Origin of the sequence: Paenibacillus xanthanilyticus, assembly GCF_042682185.1 — a bacterium.
Taxonomy (GTDB): Bacteria; Bacillota; Bacilli; order Paenibacillales; family Paenibacillaceae; genus Paenibacillus_Z; species Paenibacillus_Z xanthanilyticus.
The window spans coordinates 2,270,086-2,286,869 of record NZ_JBHUHA010000001.1 but is presented as its reverse complement, the minus strand read 5'-3'; the positions used below and the strand labels follow the sequence as shown (position 1 = coordinate 2,286,869).

General features: G+C 58.0%; 17 protein-coding genes. 16 read left to right on the top strand and 1 reads right to left on the bottom strand.

All coding sequences use genetic code 11. From position 1 onward, the window contains the following. The first annotated feature begins 140 nt into the window (after positions 1 to 140). The 4 genes from ACFSKT_RS09775 (at position 141) to hemW (ending at position 5,091) form a co-directional block, all read left to right on the top strand. Positions 141 to 1,451: a stage II sporulation protein P gene (locus ACFSKT_RS09775; protein WP_377722550.1), complete on the top strand. Its 1,311-nt coding sequence runs from the start codon at positions 141 to 143 to the stop codon at positions 1,449 to 1,451. 47 nt (positions 1,452 to 1,498) lie between these two features. Further along, positions 1,499 to 1,957, top strand: a complete 459-nt coding sequence (locus ACFSKT_RS09770; protein ID WP_377722549.1) for a hypothetical protein — start codon at positions 1,499 to 1,501, stop codon at positions 1,955 to 1,957. 67 nt (positions 1,958 to 2,024) lie between these two features. Next, complete coding sequence (gene lepA / locus ACFSKT_RS09765) at positions 2,025 to 3,839, top strand: translation elongation factor 4 (RefSeq protein WP_377722548.1); 1,815 nt, start codon at positions 2,025 to 2,027, stop codon at positions 3,837 to 3,839. A gap of 91 nt (positions 3,840 to 3,930) precedes the next feature. After that, complete coding sequence (gene hemW, locus ACFSKT_RS09760) at positions 3,931 to 5,091, top strand: radical SAM family heme chaperone HemW (protein WP_377722547.1); 1,161 nt, start codon at positions 3,931 to 3,933, stop codon at positions 5,089 to 5,091. Positions 5,092 to 5,191: 100 nt separating this feature from the next. On the opposite strand, the gene ACFSKT_RS09755 is transcribed toward hemW, so the two are convergent. Beyond that, positions 5,192 to 5,758: a DUF1572 family protein gene (locus ACFSKT_RS09755; protein ID WP_377722546.1), complete on the bottom strand. Its 567-nt coding sequence runs from the start codon at positions 5,756 to 5,758 to the stop codon at positions 5,192 to 5,194. Between the two features lie 204 nt (positions 5,759 to 5,962). Here ACFSKT_RS09755 and ACFSKT_RS09750 point away from each other — a divergent pair, with 204 nt between their 5' ends. The 12 genes from ACFSKT_RS09750 (at position 5,963) to ACFSKT_RS09695 (ending at position 16,783) form a co-directional block, all read left to right on the top strand. Continuing rightward, positions 5,963 to 6,430 (top strand): N-acetyltransferase, encoded by a 468-nt coding sequence (locus ACFSKT_RS09750; protein WP_377722545.1) that lies wholly within the window; start codon positions 5,963 to 5,965, stop codon positions 6,428 to 6,430. 247 nt (positions 6,431 to 6,677) lie between these two features. Further along, positions 6,678 to 7,703, top strand: a complete 1,026-nt coding sequence (gene hrcA / locus ACFSKT_RS09745) for a heat-inducible transcriptional repressor HrcA (protein WP_377722544.1) — start codon at positions 6,678 to 6,680, stop codon at positions 7,701 to 7,703. 32 nt (positions 7,704 to 7,735) lie between these two features. Beyond that, positions 7,736 to 8,302: a nucleotide exchange factor GrpE gene (gene grpE / locus ACFSKT_RS09740; protein ID WP_377722543.1), complete on the top strand. Its 567-nt coding sequence runs from the start codon at positions 7,736 to 7,738 to the stop codon at positions 8,300 to 8,302. Positions 8,303 to 8,366: 64 nt separating this feature from the next. Beyond that, entirely contained in the window at positions 8,367 to 10,205 is a 1,839-nt protein-coding gene (gene dnaK / locus ACFSKT_RS09735) for a molecular chaperone DnaK (RefSeq protein ID WP_377722542.1), read from the top strand. A 214-nt stretch (positions 10,206 to 10,419) separates the two neighbouring features. Continuing rightward, positions 10,420 to 11,541, top strand: a complete 1,122-nt coding sequence (dnaJ, locus tag ACFSKT_RS09730) for a molecular chaperone DnaJ (RefSeq protein WP_377722541.1) — start codon at positions 10,420 to 10,422, stop codon at positions 11,539 to 11,541. A gap of 83 nt (positions 11,542 to 11,624) precedes the next feature. After that, positions 11,625 to 11,777 carry a YfhD family protein gene (locus tag ACFSKT_RS09725; RefSeq protein WP_377722540.1) on the top strand — a complete coding sequence of 51 codons (153 nt, stop codon included), beginning with the start codon at positions 11,625 to 11,627 and terminating at the stop codon, positions 11,775 to 11,777. Between the two features lie 15 nt (positions 11,778 to 11,792). Then, on the top strand, positions 11,793 to 11,987 hold the full coding sequence (locus ACFSKT_RS09720; protein ID WP_377722539.1) for a hypothetical protein: 195 nt from the start codon (positions 11,793 to 11,795) through the stop codon (positions 11,985 to 11,987). A 191-nt stretch (positions 11,988 to 12,178) separates the two neighbouring features. Then, positions 12,179 to 13,150 carry a 50S ribosomal protein L11 methyltransferase gene (prmA, locus tag ACFSKT_RS09715; RefSeq protein ID WP_377722538.1) on the top strand — a complete coding sequence of 324 codons (972 nt, stop codon included), beginning with the start codon at positions 12,179 to 12,181 and terminating at the stop codon, positions 13,148 to 13,150. 64 nt (positions 13,151 to 13,214) lie between these two features. Further along, on the top strand, positions 13,215 to 13,937 hold the full coding sequence (locus tag ACFSKT_RS09710; RefSeq protein WP_377722537.1) for a site-2 protease family protein: 723 nt from the start codon (positions 13,215 to 13,217) through the stop codon (positions 13,935 to 13,937). Positions 13,938 to 14,078: 141 nt separating this feature from the next. After that, complete coding sequence (locus tag ACFSKT_RS09705) at positions 14,079 to 14,852, top strand: 16S rRNA (uracil(1498)-N(3))-methyltransferase (protein WP_377722536.1); 774 nt, start codon at positions 14,079 to 14,081, stop codon at positions 14,850 to 14,852. 5 nt (positions 14,853 to 14,857) lie between these two features. After that, positions 14,858 to 16,216 (top strand): tRNA (N(6)-L-threonylcarbamoyladenosine(37)-C(2))-methylthiotransferase MtaB, encoded by a 1,359-nt coding sequence (gene mtaB / locus ACFSKT_RS09700; RefSeq protein WP_377722535.1) that lies wholly within the window; start codon positions 14,858 to 14,860, stop codon positions 16,214 to 16,216. 141 nt (positions 16,217 to 16,357) lie between these two features. Further along, a complete protein-coding gene (locus ACFSKT_RS09695) occupies positions 16,358 to 16,783 on the top strand; it encodes an NUDIX hydrolase (protein ID WP_377722534.1) in 426 nt (141 codons plus the stop codon). The last annotated feature ends 1 nt before the right edge of the window (position 16,784 follow it).

Genomic DNA, 16,784 nt, shown 5'->3' with positions numbered 1-16,784 from the left:
GATGTTACGTAGGGAAAGCGCGCTCGCTAGAGCGCGCTTTTTTCACGTTCCCTCCTTTCTATCTAGCAGCACAGGTTCTATCGCTAGCGTTTGTCCCATAGGTTAGTAGTGGCCAACAAGTTGAAGGAGGATGCGCGTTTATGAAACCACCTATCCTGACATGGAACCTGGGTAAAGGAAGCCGGCGTCTGAAGCAGCTGCTCGTGACCGGCCGGATGTTCGCGTTGTTGTCGGTCGGTTCGATGGTCATGGTCCTCGTGATCGGGATCGGCCTGATGCTCCAGCAGAAGTCGCAGACCTCGCCTGTCTCGTCCATGAAAGGGTTCGCGGCTTCGGTTTCGGACGGAACGTTCTCCGGTATGCTGGCGATGGAGGTGCCGGGGACGGAGACGGCGGGCGCGCCCGCGTCGTTCTCGACCAAGCAGATGGGCGCATTCCTCGTGCGCGTGCTGACCGACATTAATCCCAATGATCCGAGAAGCCTGCTTGCCACGGAATATCCGGGCATGGCATCCGATAACACGGTCTTGATTCGGCCGGGCGAAGTCGCCGGCGCGGATGTAGAGCCGGAAGACAACCAACCGATCCACGACGGCAGCGACGATCCGGCAGATTTGGGGCCGGATGGCCAGGACGGAGAACTTCCGGGCGACGGCTCCGGCCGGCCGGGACCGGAGGGCGAGCTGCCCGCCGAGGAGACGACGGAGCAAGGCGACGGCGCAGCCGGTCTGCCGGACGCAGAGGCGACATCGCCTGAAGAAGGCGGAACCGACGTCGACGGAACGCCGAACCCGGCAACGCCGAAGCGTAACGCGGTGTTTATTTATCACTCGCATGCCCGCGAATCGTGGAATCCGGTCTTGGGTAAGAACGTGACCGACCCGCAATCGACGGCCAAGAACATCTCCTTGCTCGGCAAGCGGCTGGAGCAGAAGCTGGAGGAGCAGGGGATCGGCGCGATCGCGTCCGCGACCGATTATCCGACGGCGATTAAATCGTACAAATGGGTGCTATCCTATAAATATTCCAAAAAAACGGTAACCGAAGCGATGGCGCAGCACAAGGATCTCCAATATTTCTTCGACATTCACCGCGATTCGCAGAAACGGAAATACACGACGGCGACGATCGGCGGCAAAGATTACGCCCAGGTGTTCTTCATCGTCGGTCACGGCAATCCGAACTGGGAGAAGAACGAAGCCTTCGCGAGCCAAATTCACGAGGCGCTGGAGAAAGCCTATCCCGGCATCTCGCGCGGCATCTGGGGAAAATCGAGCAAGAACGGCAACGGCGAATATAATCAGTCGCTCTCGCCGGAGAGCCTGCTGATCGAAGTCGGCGGCATCGACAACACGCTCGAGGAGTCGAATCGGACGATCGACGCGTTGGCCAAAGTGATTGCGGGTCTTTATTGGAAGGATGAGAAAGTAAACGCGAAGGTAGCGAGCTAATTATAGGCGCGTCGGCGCGCCGGATGATGTGGAAAGGAGCGGATGAGATGCGCAAGCAACCGTTGAAATGGGGAATCGTCGGCGGCATGATCGTCTTAATGGTTATGTTCGGCATCGATGTGGCGACGAGCGGAGTGGAGCGGATATACGGTCCGGTAGAGCAGCAGGAGGCGACGCCGATCGCGAGCCAAGGGCCCAGCAGAGCGGAGTACCCGGCGCTGCAGCCGGAGACGGAGACGGGATATCATCCCCGGCAGACGGCGCAAGAGCAGGACGCGCCTGTCTACCGGCCGACCGTCGCTGAAGCGCAGCGCCATCCCGAACGGGCGGCTGAACGTTATACCGAGATGACGCAAGTCGAGAACGAGCGGCTGCCCGGCATACCGGATTTGCGGGATGATACGACGGTCGACAAGCTGGCCGACGGCACGGCGGGCGCACTGCAGTCTCTCTCGTCGCAAGGCATCCGCTTTGTCGTTTCCCTCTTCGAATCCGTTACGGATTGATGGCCGCCACGCGAACTGATATACTGTATGGAATGGCTAGCAATATCGTAATTTCTGGGGGTTAGGCATGGCTGACGTACGTGACCGACAAAAGAAAATCCGCAATTTTTCCATCATTGCCCATATCGACCACGGCAAATCGACCCTTGCGGATCGGATTCTGGAATACACCGGGGCGCTGACTTCCCGCGAAATGCAGGAGCAAGTGCTCGATCAAATGGATTTGGAACGAGAACGCGGCATCACCATAAAGCTGCAAGCTGTCCGCCTTAATTATAAGGCTGACGACGGCGAGACGTATATTTTGAACCTGATTGATACGCCGGGACACGTCGACTTTACGTACGAGGTATCCCGAAGCATGGCGGCCTGCGAAGGCGCGCTGCTCGTCGTCGACGCGGCGCAGGGCATCGAAGCCCAGACGCTGGCGAACGTATACTTGGCGCTCGACAACAATCTCGAAGTGCTGCCAGTCATCAACAAAATCGACCTGCCGAGCGCGGAGCCGGAGCGTGTGAAGCAGGAAGTCGAGGACGTGATCGGCCTGGACGCGAGCGACGCCGTGCTGGCATCGGCCAAGGCAGGCATCGGGATCAAGGAAATTCTCGAGCAGGTCGTGGCGAAGGTGCCAGCGCCGAACGGCGATCCCGACCAGCCGCTGAAGGCGCTTATTTTCGACTCGCACTATGACCCTTATAAGGGTGTAATCGTGTACGTGCGCGTCATGGACGGCAGCATCAAGGCCGGCAAGAAAATTCGCTTCATGGCAACCGGAGCCGAATTCGAGGTCATCGAGGTCGGTGCGTTCAAGCCGCGGATGGGCATTGTGGACGAGCTGGCCGTAGGCGACGTCGGCTTCATCGTTGCGGGCATCAAGAATGTTAAGGATACCCGCGTCGGCGATACCGTCACCGAAGCGAAGAATCCGGCGCCGGAGCCTTTGCCGGGTTACCGGAAGATCAACCCGATGGTATACTGCGGCTTGTATCCGATCGAGACGCAGGACTACAACGATTTGCGCGACGCGCTCGAGAAGCTGGAGCTCAACGACGCTTCGCTCAGCTACGAGCCGGAGACGTCTACCGCGCTCGGATTTGGCTTCCGCTGCGGCTTCCTGGGCTTGCTCCACATGGAGATCATCCAGGAGCGGATCGAGCGCGAATTCAACATTCCGCTCATCACGACCGCGCCGAGCGTTATTTACAAGGTCACGCTGACCAACGGCGACGTGCTGTCGATCGACAACCCTTCGAATTATCCGGAGGTCGGCAAAATCGACTTCGTCGAAGAACCGTTCGTCAAAGCGGGCGTCATCGTCCCGAACGATTTCGTCGGCGCGATCATGGAGCTTTGCCAGAACAAGCGCGGCGAATTCGTGAACATGGAGTACCTGGATACGAACCGCGTCACGCTGACGTATAACCTTCCGCTGTCGGAGATCGTCTACGACTTCTTCGATCAGCTTAAGTCGAGCACGAAGGGGTACGCTTCGTTCGATTACGAGCTGTCCGGCTACCGCCAATCGAAGCTCGTCAAGATGGACATCATGCTCAACAACGAGCAGGTGGACGCCTTGTCGGTCATCGTGCACCGCGACCGCGCATACCAGCGAGGACGCATCATTTGCGAGAAGATGAAAGAATTGATCCCTCGCCAAATGTTCGAGGTTCCAATCCAAGCTTCCATCGGCAACAAGGTTATTGCCCGCGAGACGGTCAAAGCGATGCGCAAGAACGTCTTGGCCAAGTGCTACGGCGGCGACATCAGCCGGAAGCGGAAGCTCCTCGAGAAGCAGAAGGAAGGCAAGAAGCGGATGAAGCAGGTCGGCAGCGTCGAGGTACCGCAGGAGGCGTTCATGGCCGTCCTCAAGATCGACGAATAGGTTGGCCGCGCACCATCCATATCAACGAGAGCTCTTACGAAAGGGTCACCGCCAGCGTGGCCCTTTTTTCAATGGAAAGGGGGCAGGAGGAATGCTGCTTCATGCGCCGCGCGCGTTATATATTCACATTCCGTTTTGCACGAACAAATGCCACTATTGCGATTTCACGTCCTATATTTTGAAGGGCCAGCCCGTCGACGAATATTTGGAGGCGCTCGAGCGGGAGATGATCGCGACCGTGGAGGCGATGCCGCCGGAGGAGATCCGTACCGTATTCGTGGGCGGCGGGACGCCGACCGTGCTGACGCCGCCGCAGATGGAGCGGTTCTTGGCGATGGTTAAGCGGCACTTCCCGCTATCCGCGGACGTCGAATTCTCGATGGAAGCGAATCCGGGGACGGTGGAGCCGGACAAACTGGCGGCGATGCGAGAAGGCGGCGTGAACCGGATCAGCTTCGGTGTGCAATCGTTCGATAATGCGCTGCTCGAGCGAATCGGCCGCATTCATAACGTGGACGACGTCTATCGGAGCATCGAGCAGGCGCGTCATGCGGGCTTCTTCAATTTGTCGATCGATCTCATGTTCGGCCTTCCGGGCCAGTCGGTGGAGACACTGGCGGACAGCGTGACCCGGGCGCTCGCGCTCGAGCTGACGCACTACTCGCTGTACGGGCTGAAGGTCGAAGAGAACACGCTGTTCCACAAGCTTTACGAGCGCAACGAGCTGCCGCTGCCGCCCGAAGAGGACGAGCTGGCGATGTATATGCACCTGATCGACCGGCTGACCGGCGCAGGCTATGGTCATTACGAGATCAGCAACTTCGCCAAGCCGGGGTTCGAGAGCCGGCATAACATCACGTATTGGCGCAATGAGCCTTATTACGGTCTCGGCGCGGGCGCGCACGGCTACGCAAGAGGCTTGCGTCACGTGAACGTGAAGGGCGTGCAGCCGTATATCGACGCCACCGAGTCTCGTCTGCCCCGCCTAAGCACCGAGACGGTGGAGGAGCGTGAAGCGATGGAGGACTTTATGATGGTCGGTCTTCGCATGCTGCGCGGCGTCAGCAACGCGGACTTCATGGCGCAGTTCGAAGGCCGCCGGATTGAGGATGCGTTCGGAGAGACGATCGGTCGCCTGGTGACGGATGGACTGCTCGATCGCGTGGCTGACGGCGAGGGAGGCGGCTACAAGCTGTCGGCCAAAGGCGTGCCGCTCGGCAACGAAGTGTTCGGCGCTTTCCTGGGCGAATAGCGGCGGACGATTGCAAATAGAATGGCTAGCGTATGGATTGACAACGAAAGACAACCATTTTCTCGACGGAGAGAATGGTTGTCTTTTTTCATTTCAAGGACTAGCCCTTATGGCGTTCCGCTGCTTCCTCGCCTTTGGCGGCATTGAACGCGCTCGATCCGCCTTTGGGAATGCTCAGCGTCCGCCAAGCGGAAGAACGGTACGCCTTTGCCGCATAGACAAGCTGACCGACGTGATAGCCGTAATGCGAGATTTGGCGGTGAACCGCCTGCACGACGGTATGCCCTTCGCCGCGAATCGTGACCGTCCGCAGCAGATCGTCCGGCGTCAACGTCTTCAGCGTCCCCAGCAGCGTTGCCCACCCCTGTTCCCACCTGGCGATCAGCTCGGCGGAGGAAGCGCCGTCATCCTCGAACTCCGCGTCGCGGTTGCGGTCGGGCTTCTCGCCGTCGGTGGTTAGAAAGTCCGTCCAGCGGGAAAGCATATTGCCGTGCAAATGATTGATGATGATCGCGATACTGTTCGACTCCGGATCGGGCACCCAGCGGAATCCGGCTTCGGACAATTGCGCGAGCGATTTGTCGCCGAGTTTTTTCAAACTCTCGAAATCTCGAATCGATTGCACTAAGACATGTTCGGCAAGATCGAGCTTGGTTTCGGGATTCATCGAATCACACTCCCATCTATTTACCAATAGAATATCGTCTAGGCGTTCCGGTGAACAGATAAAATCATTTATCGCTCCGATTACTTCTATTTTGCGAGGCGGGCGAGCTACTGGGGGACAGGGAAATTTATGCTTGTGTACTCATACACTCTGTTGTATATTTATTCATATTGAAAAGACGGACACCGGGTGGAGGCGAGCGCGATGCAAGCAGTGGTCACATGCAGAAAAGCGGGAACGCAGGATGTAGAGGCGTTGTTTACATTAATTGAAGGTTATGCAAAACAAGGGATCATGCTGCCGCGATCGCGCGCCGCCCTGGAACGGATGATTCACACGTTCGTCGTAGCCGAAGTGGACGACGTCGTCGTCGGCTGCGGATCGTTGTTTAAATTGGGAACCGACCTGGTTGAGATTCGCTCGCTGGGGATGACGGATGGGTATCGCGGTCTTGGCATCGGCAACAAGCTGGTCGAGTTCTTGCTTCAAGAAGCGAAGGAGCAGGGGCTGCATAAAGTGATGGCGCTGACGTACGCGGTGAACTTTTTCGAGCGCAACGGCTTTCACGTGGTAAACAAAGAGATTTTCCCCGAGAAAGTATGGACCGATTGCGTCAACTGCGCGAAGCAGCACGCGTGCGACGAGATCGCGGTATTGAAGGTGTTGAACTAAATAGCGACCGTTTCATTCCGAGCAACACTTGAATGAAGCGGTCTTTTTAAATGGGGCATATCGGTCCTCGCCTGCGGCGAAAATACAGGTAATGCATTCGCCCCCCATTCGCAACTTTAACGGCCGAACCGACTTGACAATCCGCGAGCGGGTTTGGTATTTTTGTATTAGTGATTAGCACTCGACGACACTGAGTGCTAACGAAGTGACGAAGCGGTATGTCAGCAAGGGAAGAGGGGGAGTATGGATGCTAACAGAACGCCAAAGAATGATTTTGAACGCCATCATTGACGATTACATCCGCTCCGCTGAGCCGGTCGGCTCGCGCAGCATTTCCAAACGGGGCGATGTCGGATTCAGTGCCGCCACGATTCGTAACGAAATGGCCGATCTGGAGGAGCTTGGTTTTCTCGAGCAGCCTCACACGTCGGCAGGTCGCGTCCCTTCCACCAAAGGCTATCGTTATTACGTCGACCATTTGGTGAAGCTCGGCGAAGTGAACGACTCCGATCTGACGAAGATCCGTTCTTTCTTTACCGAGAAAATGACGCAAATGGAGGAAGTCATTCAGCACGCGGCAACGATATTATCGAGCTTGACCAATTATACGTCGATTGTGCTGGGGCCGGAATCATATGCGAATTCGCTCAAGCATTTTCAGCTTGTGCCCATTAGCGACGATGCCGCCGTGGCGATCATCGTCACGAATACGGGCCATGTCGAGAACCGGACGATTTCGATTCCGCCGGATATGTCCATGTCGGACATCGAGCGGGCTGTCAACATTTTGAACACGAAGCTGATCGGCGTGCCGCTGATCCGGCTGAAAGCCAAAATGCACACCGAAGTCGGCCAGGAGCTCGGCCGCTACGTCGACCAGTGCGAGCGTCTGCTTGGCGTATTGGACGATGCGTTTAATACGGAGGACGAGAACCGCGTATTCTTGAGCGGCACGACGAACATGCTCACCCAGCCGGAATTCAAGGACGTCGACAAGGTGAAGACGCTGCTCGACCTGTTCGGGGAGACGCCGACGCTCATGCGCATGTTCGCGGGGCAGCCGGGCGGTATTCAAGTCCGCATCGGCAGCGAGAATTCCCATGAGGCGATCAGTAATTGCAGCTTGATAACGGCTACTTATTCGGTAGATGGCGTGTCCGCGGGTACAATAGGAATATTAGGGCCGACGCGGATGGATTATGCGAAAGTCATCGGGCTGCTCGACGTCTTGTCCAAGGACATGGCGGTGCTGCTCGGCCGTTGGTACAAGTGATCTTATACGATTAGCAGGAGGTGAAGCGACACGTGAGCGCGAACGAACAGCCAGTAACAGAAGAAGTGCAGAACGAAGAAACGACGGTGGACGCTTCCGAGGCGGCGCAAGCCGGGGAAGAGCAAGCGCAAGGAGCCGAGACGGCGGAAGATCCGCGCATCGCCGAGCTGATGAAGCAGGCGGAGGAGAACCAGCAGCGCTATTTGCGCGCGCAAGCGGACTTCGACAACTTCCGGCGCCGCACGCAGAAGGAGAAGGAAGATTTGGCCCGCTACGCTTCCGAGCAGCTGATCAAGCAGCTGCTGCCGGTGGTCGACAACTTCGGCCGCGCGCTGGAAGCGTCGAAGAACGGCGGAGATGCCGAATCGTTCGCCAAGGGCGTGGACATGATCTTCCGCCAGCTGGAGCAGACGCTCGAGTCCGAAGGACTTAAGCCGATGGAGACGGTGGGTCAGCCGTTCAACCCCGATTTTCACCAAGCGATCATGCAGGTGGAGTCGGACGAGCATGAGGAAGGCATCGTCGTCGAAGAAGTGCAGAAGGGCTACGTCCTGAAGGACCGCGTCCTGCGTCCCGCGATGGTGAAAGTAAGCGGCTAATTCGGCGCTTCATATAGCGAACGACAACCTATACTTATTGAGATCATGAAGGAGGACACTTATTATGAGTAAAGTTATCGGTATTGACTTGGGTACGACCAACTCCTGCGTAGCAGTAATGGAAGGCGGCGAAGCCGTCGTCATCCCGAACCCGGAGGGCAACCGCACGACGCCTTCGGTCGTCGGCTTCAAGAAGGACGGCGAGCGCATCGTCGGCGAATCCGCCAAGCGCCAAGCGATCACGAATCCGGACCGCACGATCATTTCGATCAAGCGCCACATGGGCACGAACCACAAGGAAACGATCGACGGCAAGGACTACTCGCCGCAAGAGATTTCCGCGATCATCCTGCAGAAGCTGAAATCCGACGCCGAAGCCTACCTTGGCCAAACGGTAACCCAAGCGGTTATCACGGTACCGGCATACTTTAACGACAGCCAGCGCCAAGCGACGAAGGACGCGGGCAAAATCGCGGGCCTCGAAGTGCTGCGTATCGTCAACGAGCCGACGGCAGCCGCGCTCGCATACGGTCTGGAGAAGTCCGAAGACCAAACGATTCTCGTGTATGACCTTGGCGGCGGCACGTTCGACGTCTCCATCCTGGAGCTGGGAGACGGCTTCTTCGAAGTAAAAGCGACGAGCGGCGACAACAACCTCGGCGGCGACGACTTCGACCAAGTCATCATCGACTACCTGGCGACGGAGTTCAACAAAGAGCACGGCATCGACCTGCGCAAAGACAAAGCGGCTGTCCAACGTCTGAAAGACGCGGCCGAGAAAGCGAAAAAAGAACTGTCCGGCGTCCTGACGTCCACGATCTCCCTGCCGTTCATCACGATGGTAGACGGCGTGCCGCAGCACTTGGAGACGACGCTGACGCGCGCGAAATTCGAAGAGCTGTCCGCTTCGCTCGTCGAGCGCACGCTCGGCCCGACTCGCCAAGCGCTTAGCGATGCGGGCATGACGCCTTCGGATATCGATAAAATCGTCCTGGTCGGCGGTTCCACGCGTATTCCTGCCGTGCAGGAAGCGATCAAGAAGCTGACGGGCAAAGAGCCGCACAAAGGCGTTAACCCGGATGAAGTCGTTGCCCTCGGCGCGGCGGTTCAAGCCGGCGTCCTGACCGGCGACGTCAAAGACGTAGTCCTGCTCGACGTGACCCCGCTCTCCCTCGGCATCGAGACGGCAGGCGGCGTATTCACGAAAATGATCGACCGCAACACGACGATCCCGACGAGCAAATCGCAGGTGTTCTCGACGTACGCGGACAATCAGCCTAGCGTAGAGATCCACGTACTTCAAGGCGAGCGTCAAATGGCGGCCGGCAACAAAACGCTCGGCAAGTTCACCCTGGGCGATATTCCGCTCGCGCCGCGCGGCGTTCCGCAAATCGAAGTCACGTTCGACATCGACGCCAACGGTATCGTGAACGTATCGGCCATGGACAAAGGCACGGGCAAGAGCCAGAAGATCACGATTACGTCCTCGAGCGGCCTGTCCGACGAAGAGATCGAGCGCATGATGAAAGACGCTGAGCTCAACGCGGAAGAAGATCGCAAGCGCCGCGAACTGGTCGAAGCGAAGAACAACGCGGATCAACTCGTGTATTCGGTCGATAAGACGATCAAAGACCTCGGCGACAAAGTAGACGCCGGCGAGATCGCTAAAGCCGAAGAAGCGAAAGAGAAAGTGAAAAAAGCACTGGAGTCCGACAACCTCGAAGAGATCAACGCGGCAACGGCCGAGCTGACCGAAATCGTGCAGCAGCTGTCCGTGAAGCTCTATGAGCAAGCGGCGCAAGCGCAGCAAGGCGCGGAGGGCGCGGCGAATGCTGGCGGCGAAGCGAAAGGCAAAGATAATGTTGTTGACGCCGACTACGAAGTCGTGGACGATAAGAAGTAATCGAAGCGTGACGGGGGAGCTCTTCCGGGCTCCTCCTCCGTTTTAATCAAGATCAGAGAGTGACGTTTTTTCTCGCGTACACTCGTCTGATCTTTTTGGCGAGAAGGGTTCGGTCGAATCGGCGAGGATGGCGAGAGAAGAAACCGCGGCTTTCGAGGCGATATTCGCGCAAGGGACGCCGGCGGGTTAAACAAGTGGACGGGGTGAACGGGTTTTGGCAGACAAGCGGGATTATTACGAGGTGCTCGAGCTAGGCAAGAATGCCTCGGAGGACGAGATTAAGAAGGCGTACCGGAAGCTGGCGCGTCAGTATCATCCGGACGTGAACAAGGCGGCGGACGCGGAAGCGAAGTTCAAGGAAGTGAAGGAAGCGTACGACGTCCTGAGCGACAGCGGCAAGCGGGCGACCTATGACCAATATGGACACGTTGACCCTAATCAAGGGTTCGGCGGCGGCGGAGCGGGCGACTTCTCGGGCGGCTTCGGCGATATATTCGACATGTTCTTCGGCGGCGGCGGCGGCCGGCGTGATCCGAACGCGCCGCAGCGCGGGAACGATCTGCAGTATACGATGACGATCGAGTTCAAGGAAGCGGTATTCGGCAAGGAGACGGAAATTACGATTCCGCGCACCGAATCTTGCGACACGTGCCACGGATCGGGTGCGAAGCCGGGTACGAAACCAGAGACCTGTTCGGTATGTAAAGGCTCCGGCCAGCAGGAAGTCGTGCAGAACACGCCGTTCGGCCGCATGGTCAACCGCCGGGCGTGCTCGAACTGCAGCGGCTCCGGGCGCATTATCAAGGACAAATGCGGCACGTGTCATGGCGCGGGTAAAGTGAAACGCCAGCGCAAGATCAACGTTCGCATTCCGGCCGGCGTAGACGAGGGCGCTCAAATCCGCCTCTCCGGCGAAGGCGAAGCAGGGCTGCGCGGCGGTCCGGCAGGCGATCTGTACATCGTCATTCGCGTGAAGTCCCACGAATTCTTCGAACGCGAAGGCGATGACATCTATTGCGAAGTGCCGCTCACGTTCGCGCAGGCGGCGCTTGGCGACGAGATCGAGATTCCGACGCTGACCGAGAAGGTGAAGCTGAAGATTCCGGCAGGCACGCAGACGGGCACGTATTTCCGACTGAAGGGCAAAGGCGTTCCGCGTCTTCGCGGCTACGGCCAAGGCGATCAGCATGTCAAGGTGACGGTCGTCACGCCGACGAACCTCACCGAAGATCAGAAGGACCTGCTTCGACAATTTGCGGGCGTAGCCGGCGAGTCGACAGGCGAGCATCACGAGTCGATCTTCGAGAAGATGAAACGCGCGTTCCGCGGGGACTAATCTGCATGGCGATCAAGCATAGTTTCGGCTATCGCTGCTCATCCTAGTTGTTGGTGAACATTCCGAACTAGGAGGCGGCAACAATGACGGAACAGGAATTCAAAGAAGGCAGCTTTAGCCATCTGCCGATCGGCAAGAACGAAGACGTGGAATTCTCGGCCGAATTAGCGGATGCGGACGATCTTGAAGCTCAGAAGCGCGCTGCGGCAGCCGACGCCCGCGCCGAGAAGGCGTAAGGGAGCGTGCCGAAAGTGGCGACACAAATTGAGGCCAGCTTTCCTGCCGGAGGCTCCACGCGTGAGGCGGAGCTGAAGCTCCAGGCGCTGCGCGCCCGCGAAGTGACGGCCGGCGGAGAAGGCGTGCTTATGGCGACCGTCGACGACGAACAGGTCGACCGCGTGCTGCACGTCATCGCCGAGCTGGGCGGCACGCCGCAGCTTCGTTAGGTTAAGGCGCGACGTCGGTCAAGATATGGGATGGAGAAGGTCATGTGCGAAGCGAAGCGGTTCTAACCGGCCGAGCTTCCGCGCATGACCTTTTTGTGCGCGAGGCGCGTTCTGTTGTAATATAGAGAAGATGGGTTGACGAGCTTACGGGCAATCGGACGCCACTACCATTATCGGGAGGCAGTACATAGATGAAATGGCATGAGATAACGGTCGAAACGACGGAAGAAGCGACCGAGATGATTTCGAATTTTTTGCATGAACTGGACGCCGGCGGCGTATCCATTGAAGAATCCGGGACGCTCAACAAGCCGCGCGACACGTCGCTCGGCCAATGGTACGAGCATCCGCTCAACGATATTCCCGAGGGCCAGGCGGTGATTAAGGCGTACTTCTATGAGGAGGCCGATCCGCAGGAGATCATGGCGGCGATCCGTCCGCGCATCGAGCAGCTGCGCGAGTTCGACATCGATCCGGGCGAATTCACAATCTCGGCGGCCATGGTCGATGACGAGGATTGGGCGAACGCGTGGAAGCAATATTTCAAGCCGATTCGAGTATCGGAGCGCTTGACGATCAAGCCGACATGGGAGGACTATACGCCTGGTCCCGACGAGCGCATTATCGAGTTGGACCCGGGCATGGCGTTTGGCACCGGGACGCATCCGACGACCGCGCTGTGCCTGCGCACGCTGGAGTCCGTTATCCAGGGCGGCGAAGAAGTCATCGACGTGGGCACCGGCTCCGGCGTTCTCGCGATCGGCGCGATGAAGCTCGGCGCGAAGCGCGTGCTGGCGCTGGACCTCGACCCGGTTGCCGTATCGTCGGCGACGGAGAACACGAGGCTGAACGGGCTGGAAGACAGCATTCAAGTTCATCTGAGCGATTTGCTCGGCATTTTGCAAGCGAAGGAAGAGAGCGGCCCGGTGAACGTGTCGGTGCCGGTCGACGTCGTCGTCGCGAACATTTTGGCAGAGATTATTCTGCTCTTCATCGATGACGTATACGCGGCGCTGAAGCCGGGCGGTACGTATATCGCGTCGGGTATCTGGAAGAACAAGGAAGAGGACGTCGAAGCGGGCTTGCTGAAGGCGGGCTTCACGATCAAGGACCGCCAGCGGGATCAGGACTGGATCGCGTTCGTGGCCGTGCGTCCTGAGTAAGTCGATAATTTGAAGCGGGAATGGGGAGGGGAACCTTCCCAAGCCGCATTGTGGGGGGCGAAGCATGAATTTTTTGTGGTATCCGCTGGAGGATTTGCCCTTTATTTTTATCGTGCTCGTGCTGGCGTTTTCGATTCATGAGTTCGCTCACGCATACAGCGCATATAAGTTCGGGGACCGTACCGCGTATGATGCGGGACGTGTGACGCTAAATCCGCGTGCTCATCTAGACGTGCTAGGCACCATTTTAATTCTGATCGCCGGATTCGGTTGGGCCAAACCCGTGCCGGTCAACCGTGGACGATTCAAATACCCAAGACTGATGGGGATCGTCGTCTCGGCCGTCGGTCCTCTTAGCAATCTGCTGCTGGCGGTTATCGGCATCTTGGCCGTGTTTTTGCTCAATGAATTCGGCGTGCTGGAATCAGCGTCGGTAGGCGTGAGGCAGGCGATCGGCCATTTTACGTATTATTTGATCACAATGAACATATTGCTGTTCCTCTTCAACTTGCTTCCGCTTCCGCCGCTCGACGGTTACCGGATCATTCAGGACTTAGTGCCGCTGCGCGTGCGCTATACAATGGATCAGCATGCGCAGTGGGGAATTTTCGTCTTCTTGCTCATCGTATTTATCCCGCCGCTTCGCGAGCAGACGCTGGATCCGTTGTTCGCGCTTTGGTTCGATATATTCTTTAATACGATCCTCTTGTTCCAGTACGTGTTCGATCCTGTCCCTTGGGGCGAGCTTTGGAGCGATTTCTTCGGATTGAGCGGGGCAAGTCTGTAGCCAGTTATTACCGATCTATTATCCGCAACGGATTCGGAGCTTTTCACGTTTAAAGAACTAGCGTGGCGGGCATAAAACGTGTATGATGTAGGTTGAAGTTTTTATGCGGCTTACAGTTTACGATGAAGGGTATTTCGAACCATGCAGCGATACTTTGTAACGCCGGAGAGCATGACCGATCACGACGTCGTGCTTACCGGTGACGATGCCCATCATGCGGCGCGCGTCATGCGCATGGAACCGGGCGATGAAATGTTCGTCAGCGATGGACAGACGAGAACCGCGCGTGCGTCCGTACGTGCGGTTTCGCCTTCCCGGGTGGAGGCGGATATCGTGGAATGGCTGCCGATGAGCGGCGAGCCGAACTGGTCCGTGACGGTGGCGCAGAGCTTGCCGAAGGGCGATAAAATGGAACTTGTCATTCAAAAAGGCACGGAAATCGGCGCAGCCGCGTTCGTCCCCTTCGAGTCGGAACGGATGATCGTCCAATACGACGCGAAGAAGGAAGCGAAGCGGCTCGAGCGCTGGGGCAAAATCGCCAAGGAAGCGGCTGAGCAAGCGCACCGCAGCCGGATTCCCCGGGTGGAAGCGGTCCGTTCCTGGCGAAAGCTGATCGAATCGGTCGGCGAGTATGAACTAGTGTTATTTTGTTACGAGAAGGAAGGCGGATCAGGCGGCGCGGGCATTCGCGACGCGGTGCAGGCTTATCGGAACGGGGAGCGAGCCGCGGCGTCGCCGCGCGTGCTGCTGATCGTTGGGCCCGAGGGCGGCTTTACCGAACGCGAGGCCGACGAAGCCGAAGCGGCGGGCGCTGTCATCGTCGGTTTGGGCAAGCGCATTCTGCGCACCGAGACGGCGGCCATGGTCGGACTCGCCTGCCTGATGTATGAATCCGGAGAAATGGGAGGCGTTTAACAGACATGCCGTCAGTTGCTTTTTACACGCTGGGCTGCAAAGTAAACTTCTATGATACGGAAGCGATTTGGCAGCTGTTCAAGAATGAAGGGTACGAGCAGGTGGATTTCGAGACGACGACCGCCGACGTGTACCTGATCAATACATGCACGGTTACCAATACGGGCGACAAGAAGAGCCGCCAAATCATCCGCCGCGCGATCCGCCGCAACCCGGACGCGATCGTCGCCGTAACGGGCTGCTACGCGCAGACGTCCCCGGCCGAGATCATGGCGATCGAAGGCGTCGATCTGGTCATCGGGACGCAGGACCGGGACAAGCTGATGGATTACGTCGCCCAGCTGCAGGCCGAGCGCAAGCCGGTCAATGCCGTGCGCAACATCATGAAGACGCGGGAGTTCGAAGAACTGGACGTGCCGGATTTCGCCGACCGGACCCGCGCATTCCTGAAGATTCAAGAAGGGTGCAACAACTTCTGCACCTTCTGCATCATTCCTTGGTCGCGCGGTCTATCCCGCAGCCGCGAAGCGGAGAGTGTCCTGAACCAGGCGCGTCAACTCGTCGCGGCCGGCTACAAGGAAATCGTCCTGACGGGTATTCATACCGGCGGTTACGGCGATGATATGGAGAATTACAAATTATCCGATCTGCTGTGGGATTTGGACAAGGTGGAGGGACTGGAGCGGATCCGCATCAGCTCTATTGAAGCGAGCCAGATCGACGCCGACATGATCGACGTGCTGAACCGTTCGCCGAAGATGTGCCGCCACCTCCACATTCCGCTGCAGGCGGGCGACGATTCCGTGCTCAAGCGGATGCGCCGCAAATATACGACGGCCGAATTCGCCGAGAAGATCCGACTGCTGCACGAAGCGATGCCTGGCGTGGCGATCACGACCGACGTCATCGTCGGATTCCCGGGCGAGACGGAAGAGATGTTCGAGGCCGGCTACAAGTTCATGGAAGAGCTGGGCTTTGCCGAGATGCACGTCTTCCCGTATTCCAAGCGGACCGGCACGCCGGCCGCCCGGATGGAAGACCAGGTCGACGAAGAAGTGAAGAACGAGCGCGTGCACAAGCTGATCGATTTGTCCGAGAAGATGCAATTGGCTTACGCGCAGCAGTTCGTCGGCGAAGTGGTCGACGTTATTCCGGAGCGCGACTACAAAGGCGCGCCGGGCAGCGGCTTGGTCATGGGTTATTCCGGCAACTATTTGCAAGTCGTCTTCGAAGGCTCGGAGACGCTTATCGGGCAGCTGTGCCGGGTAAAAATAACCGAAGCGGGCGTGAACGAATGCAAAGGCCAGCTAGTTCGTGTCCTTGACGAGCGTGCGGTAGCCGTGCGCGGCACCGAGGCCAGCTAAGCGTCCACGATACTGGCGATAGCGCGGATACGCGACGCGAATAGCAACACCCGAGTCTACAAGGATTCTGTCTCCTCTTGCGGGAAGGCGGAATCCTTGCTCTACATACGCGCTTATATCGGATGACAGGAGGCGAAGTGCATGAAGGAAATTTCGGCGGGCGGCGTGGTGTTCCGCCGCGAGGGCGGCGTTCTGCAGGTGCAGCTCATTCAGGACCGCTACGGCAAAATTTCGCTGCCGAAGGGCAAAATGGAGCCGGGCGAAACCGTGGAAGAAACCGCGCTGCGGGAAATTGCCGAAGAGACCGGCCTGCAGGGAATGATCGTCGCGCCAATCGACCAAATTAAATACAAGTACAATCACGAGTCCAAAGGTACCGTCGACAAAGAGGTTCACTATTATCTCGTGGAAGCGATCGGCGGCAAGCTTCAGGCGCAAGTCGAAGAAATTCGGGGCGTGGAATGGTTTGAGCCGATGGAGGCTTGGCGGCGACAGCGTCAGTCGGGGTACAGCAACAACGACCAAATTTTGTCGGGGGCGCTTAGGCTGCTCGGCCTGGAGGTTTAAC

What these genes read in the sequence shown, in the direction of transcription:
- ACFSKT_RS09775 (WP_377722550.1), top strand. Translation starts at nt 141, where the DNA reads ATGAAACCACCTATCCTGACATGGAACCTGGGTAAAGGAAGCCGGCGT.
- ACFSKT_RS09770 (WP_377722549.1), top strand. Translation starts at nt 1,499, where the DNA reads ATGCGCAAGCAACCGTTGAAATGGGGAATCGTCGGCGGCATGATCGTC.
- lepA (WP_377722548.1), top strand. Translation starts at nt 2,025, where the DNA reads ATGGCTGACGTACGTGACCGACAAAAGAAAATCCGCAATTTTTCCATC.
- hemW (WP_377722547.1), top strand. Translation starts at nt 3,931, where the DNA reads ATGCTGCTTCATGCGCCGCGCGCGTTATATATTCACATTCCGTTTTGC.
- ACFSKT_RS09755 (WP_377722546.1), bottom strand. Translation starts at nt 5,758, where the DNA reads ATGAATCCCGAAACCAAGCTCGATCTTGCCGAACATGTCTTAGTGCAA.
- ACFSKT_RS09750 (WP_377722545.1), top strand. Translation starts at nt 5,963, where the DNA reads ATGCAAGCAGTGGTCACATGCAGAAAAGCGGGAACGCAGGATGTAGAG.
- hrcA (WP_377722544.1), top strand. Translation starts at nt 6,678, where the DNA reads ATGCTAACAGAACGCCAAAGAATGATTTTGAACGCCATCATTGACGAT.
- dnaK (WP_377722542.1), top strand. Translation starts at nt 8,367, where the DNA reads ATGAGTAAAGTTATCGGTATTGACTTGGGTACGACCAACTCCTGCGTA.
- ACFSKT_RS09725 (WP_377722540.1), top strand. Translation starts at nt 11,625, where the DNA reads ATGACGGAACAGGAATTCAAAGAAGGCAGCTTTAGCCATCTGCCGATC.
- prmA (WP_377722538.1), top strand. Translation starts at nt 12,179, where the DNA reads ATGAAATGGCATGAGATAACGGTCGAAACGACGGAAGAAGCGACCGAG.
- ACFSKT_RS09710 (WP_377722537.1), top strand. Translation starts at nt 13,215, where the DNA reads ATGAATTTTTTGTGGTATCCGCTGGAGGATTTGCCCTTTATTTTTATC.
- ACFSKT_RS09705 (WP_377722536.1), top strand. Translation starts at nt 14,079, where the DNA reads ATGCAGCGATACTTTGTAACGCCGGAGAGCATGACCGATCACGACGTC.
- mtaB (WP_377722535.1), top strand. Translation starts at nt 14,858, where the DNA reads ATGCCGTCAGTTGCTTTTTACACGCTGGGCTGCAAAGTAAACTTCTAT.
- ACFSKT_RS09695 (WP_377722534.1), top strand. Translation starts at nt 16,358, where the DNA reads ATGAAGGAAATTTCGGCGGGCGGCGTGGTGTTCCGCCGCGAGGGCGGC.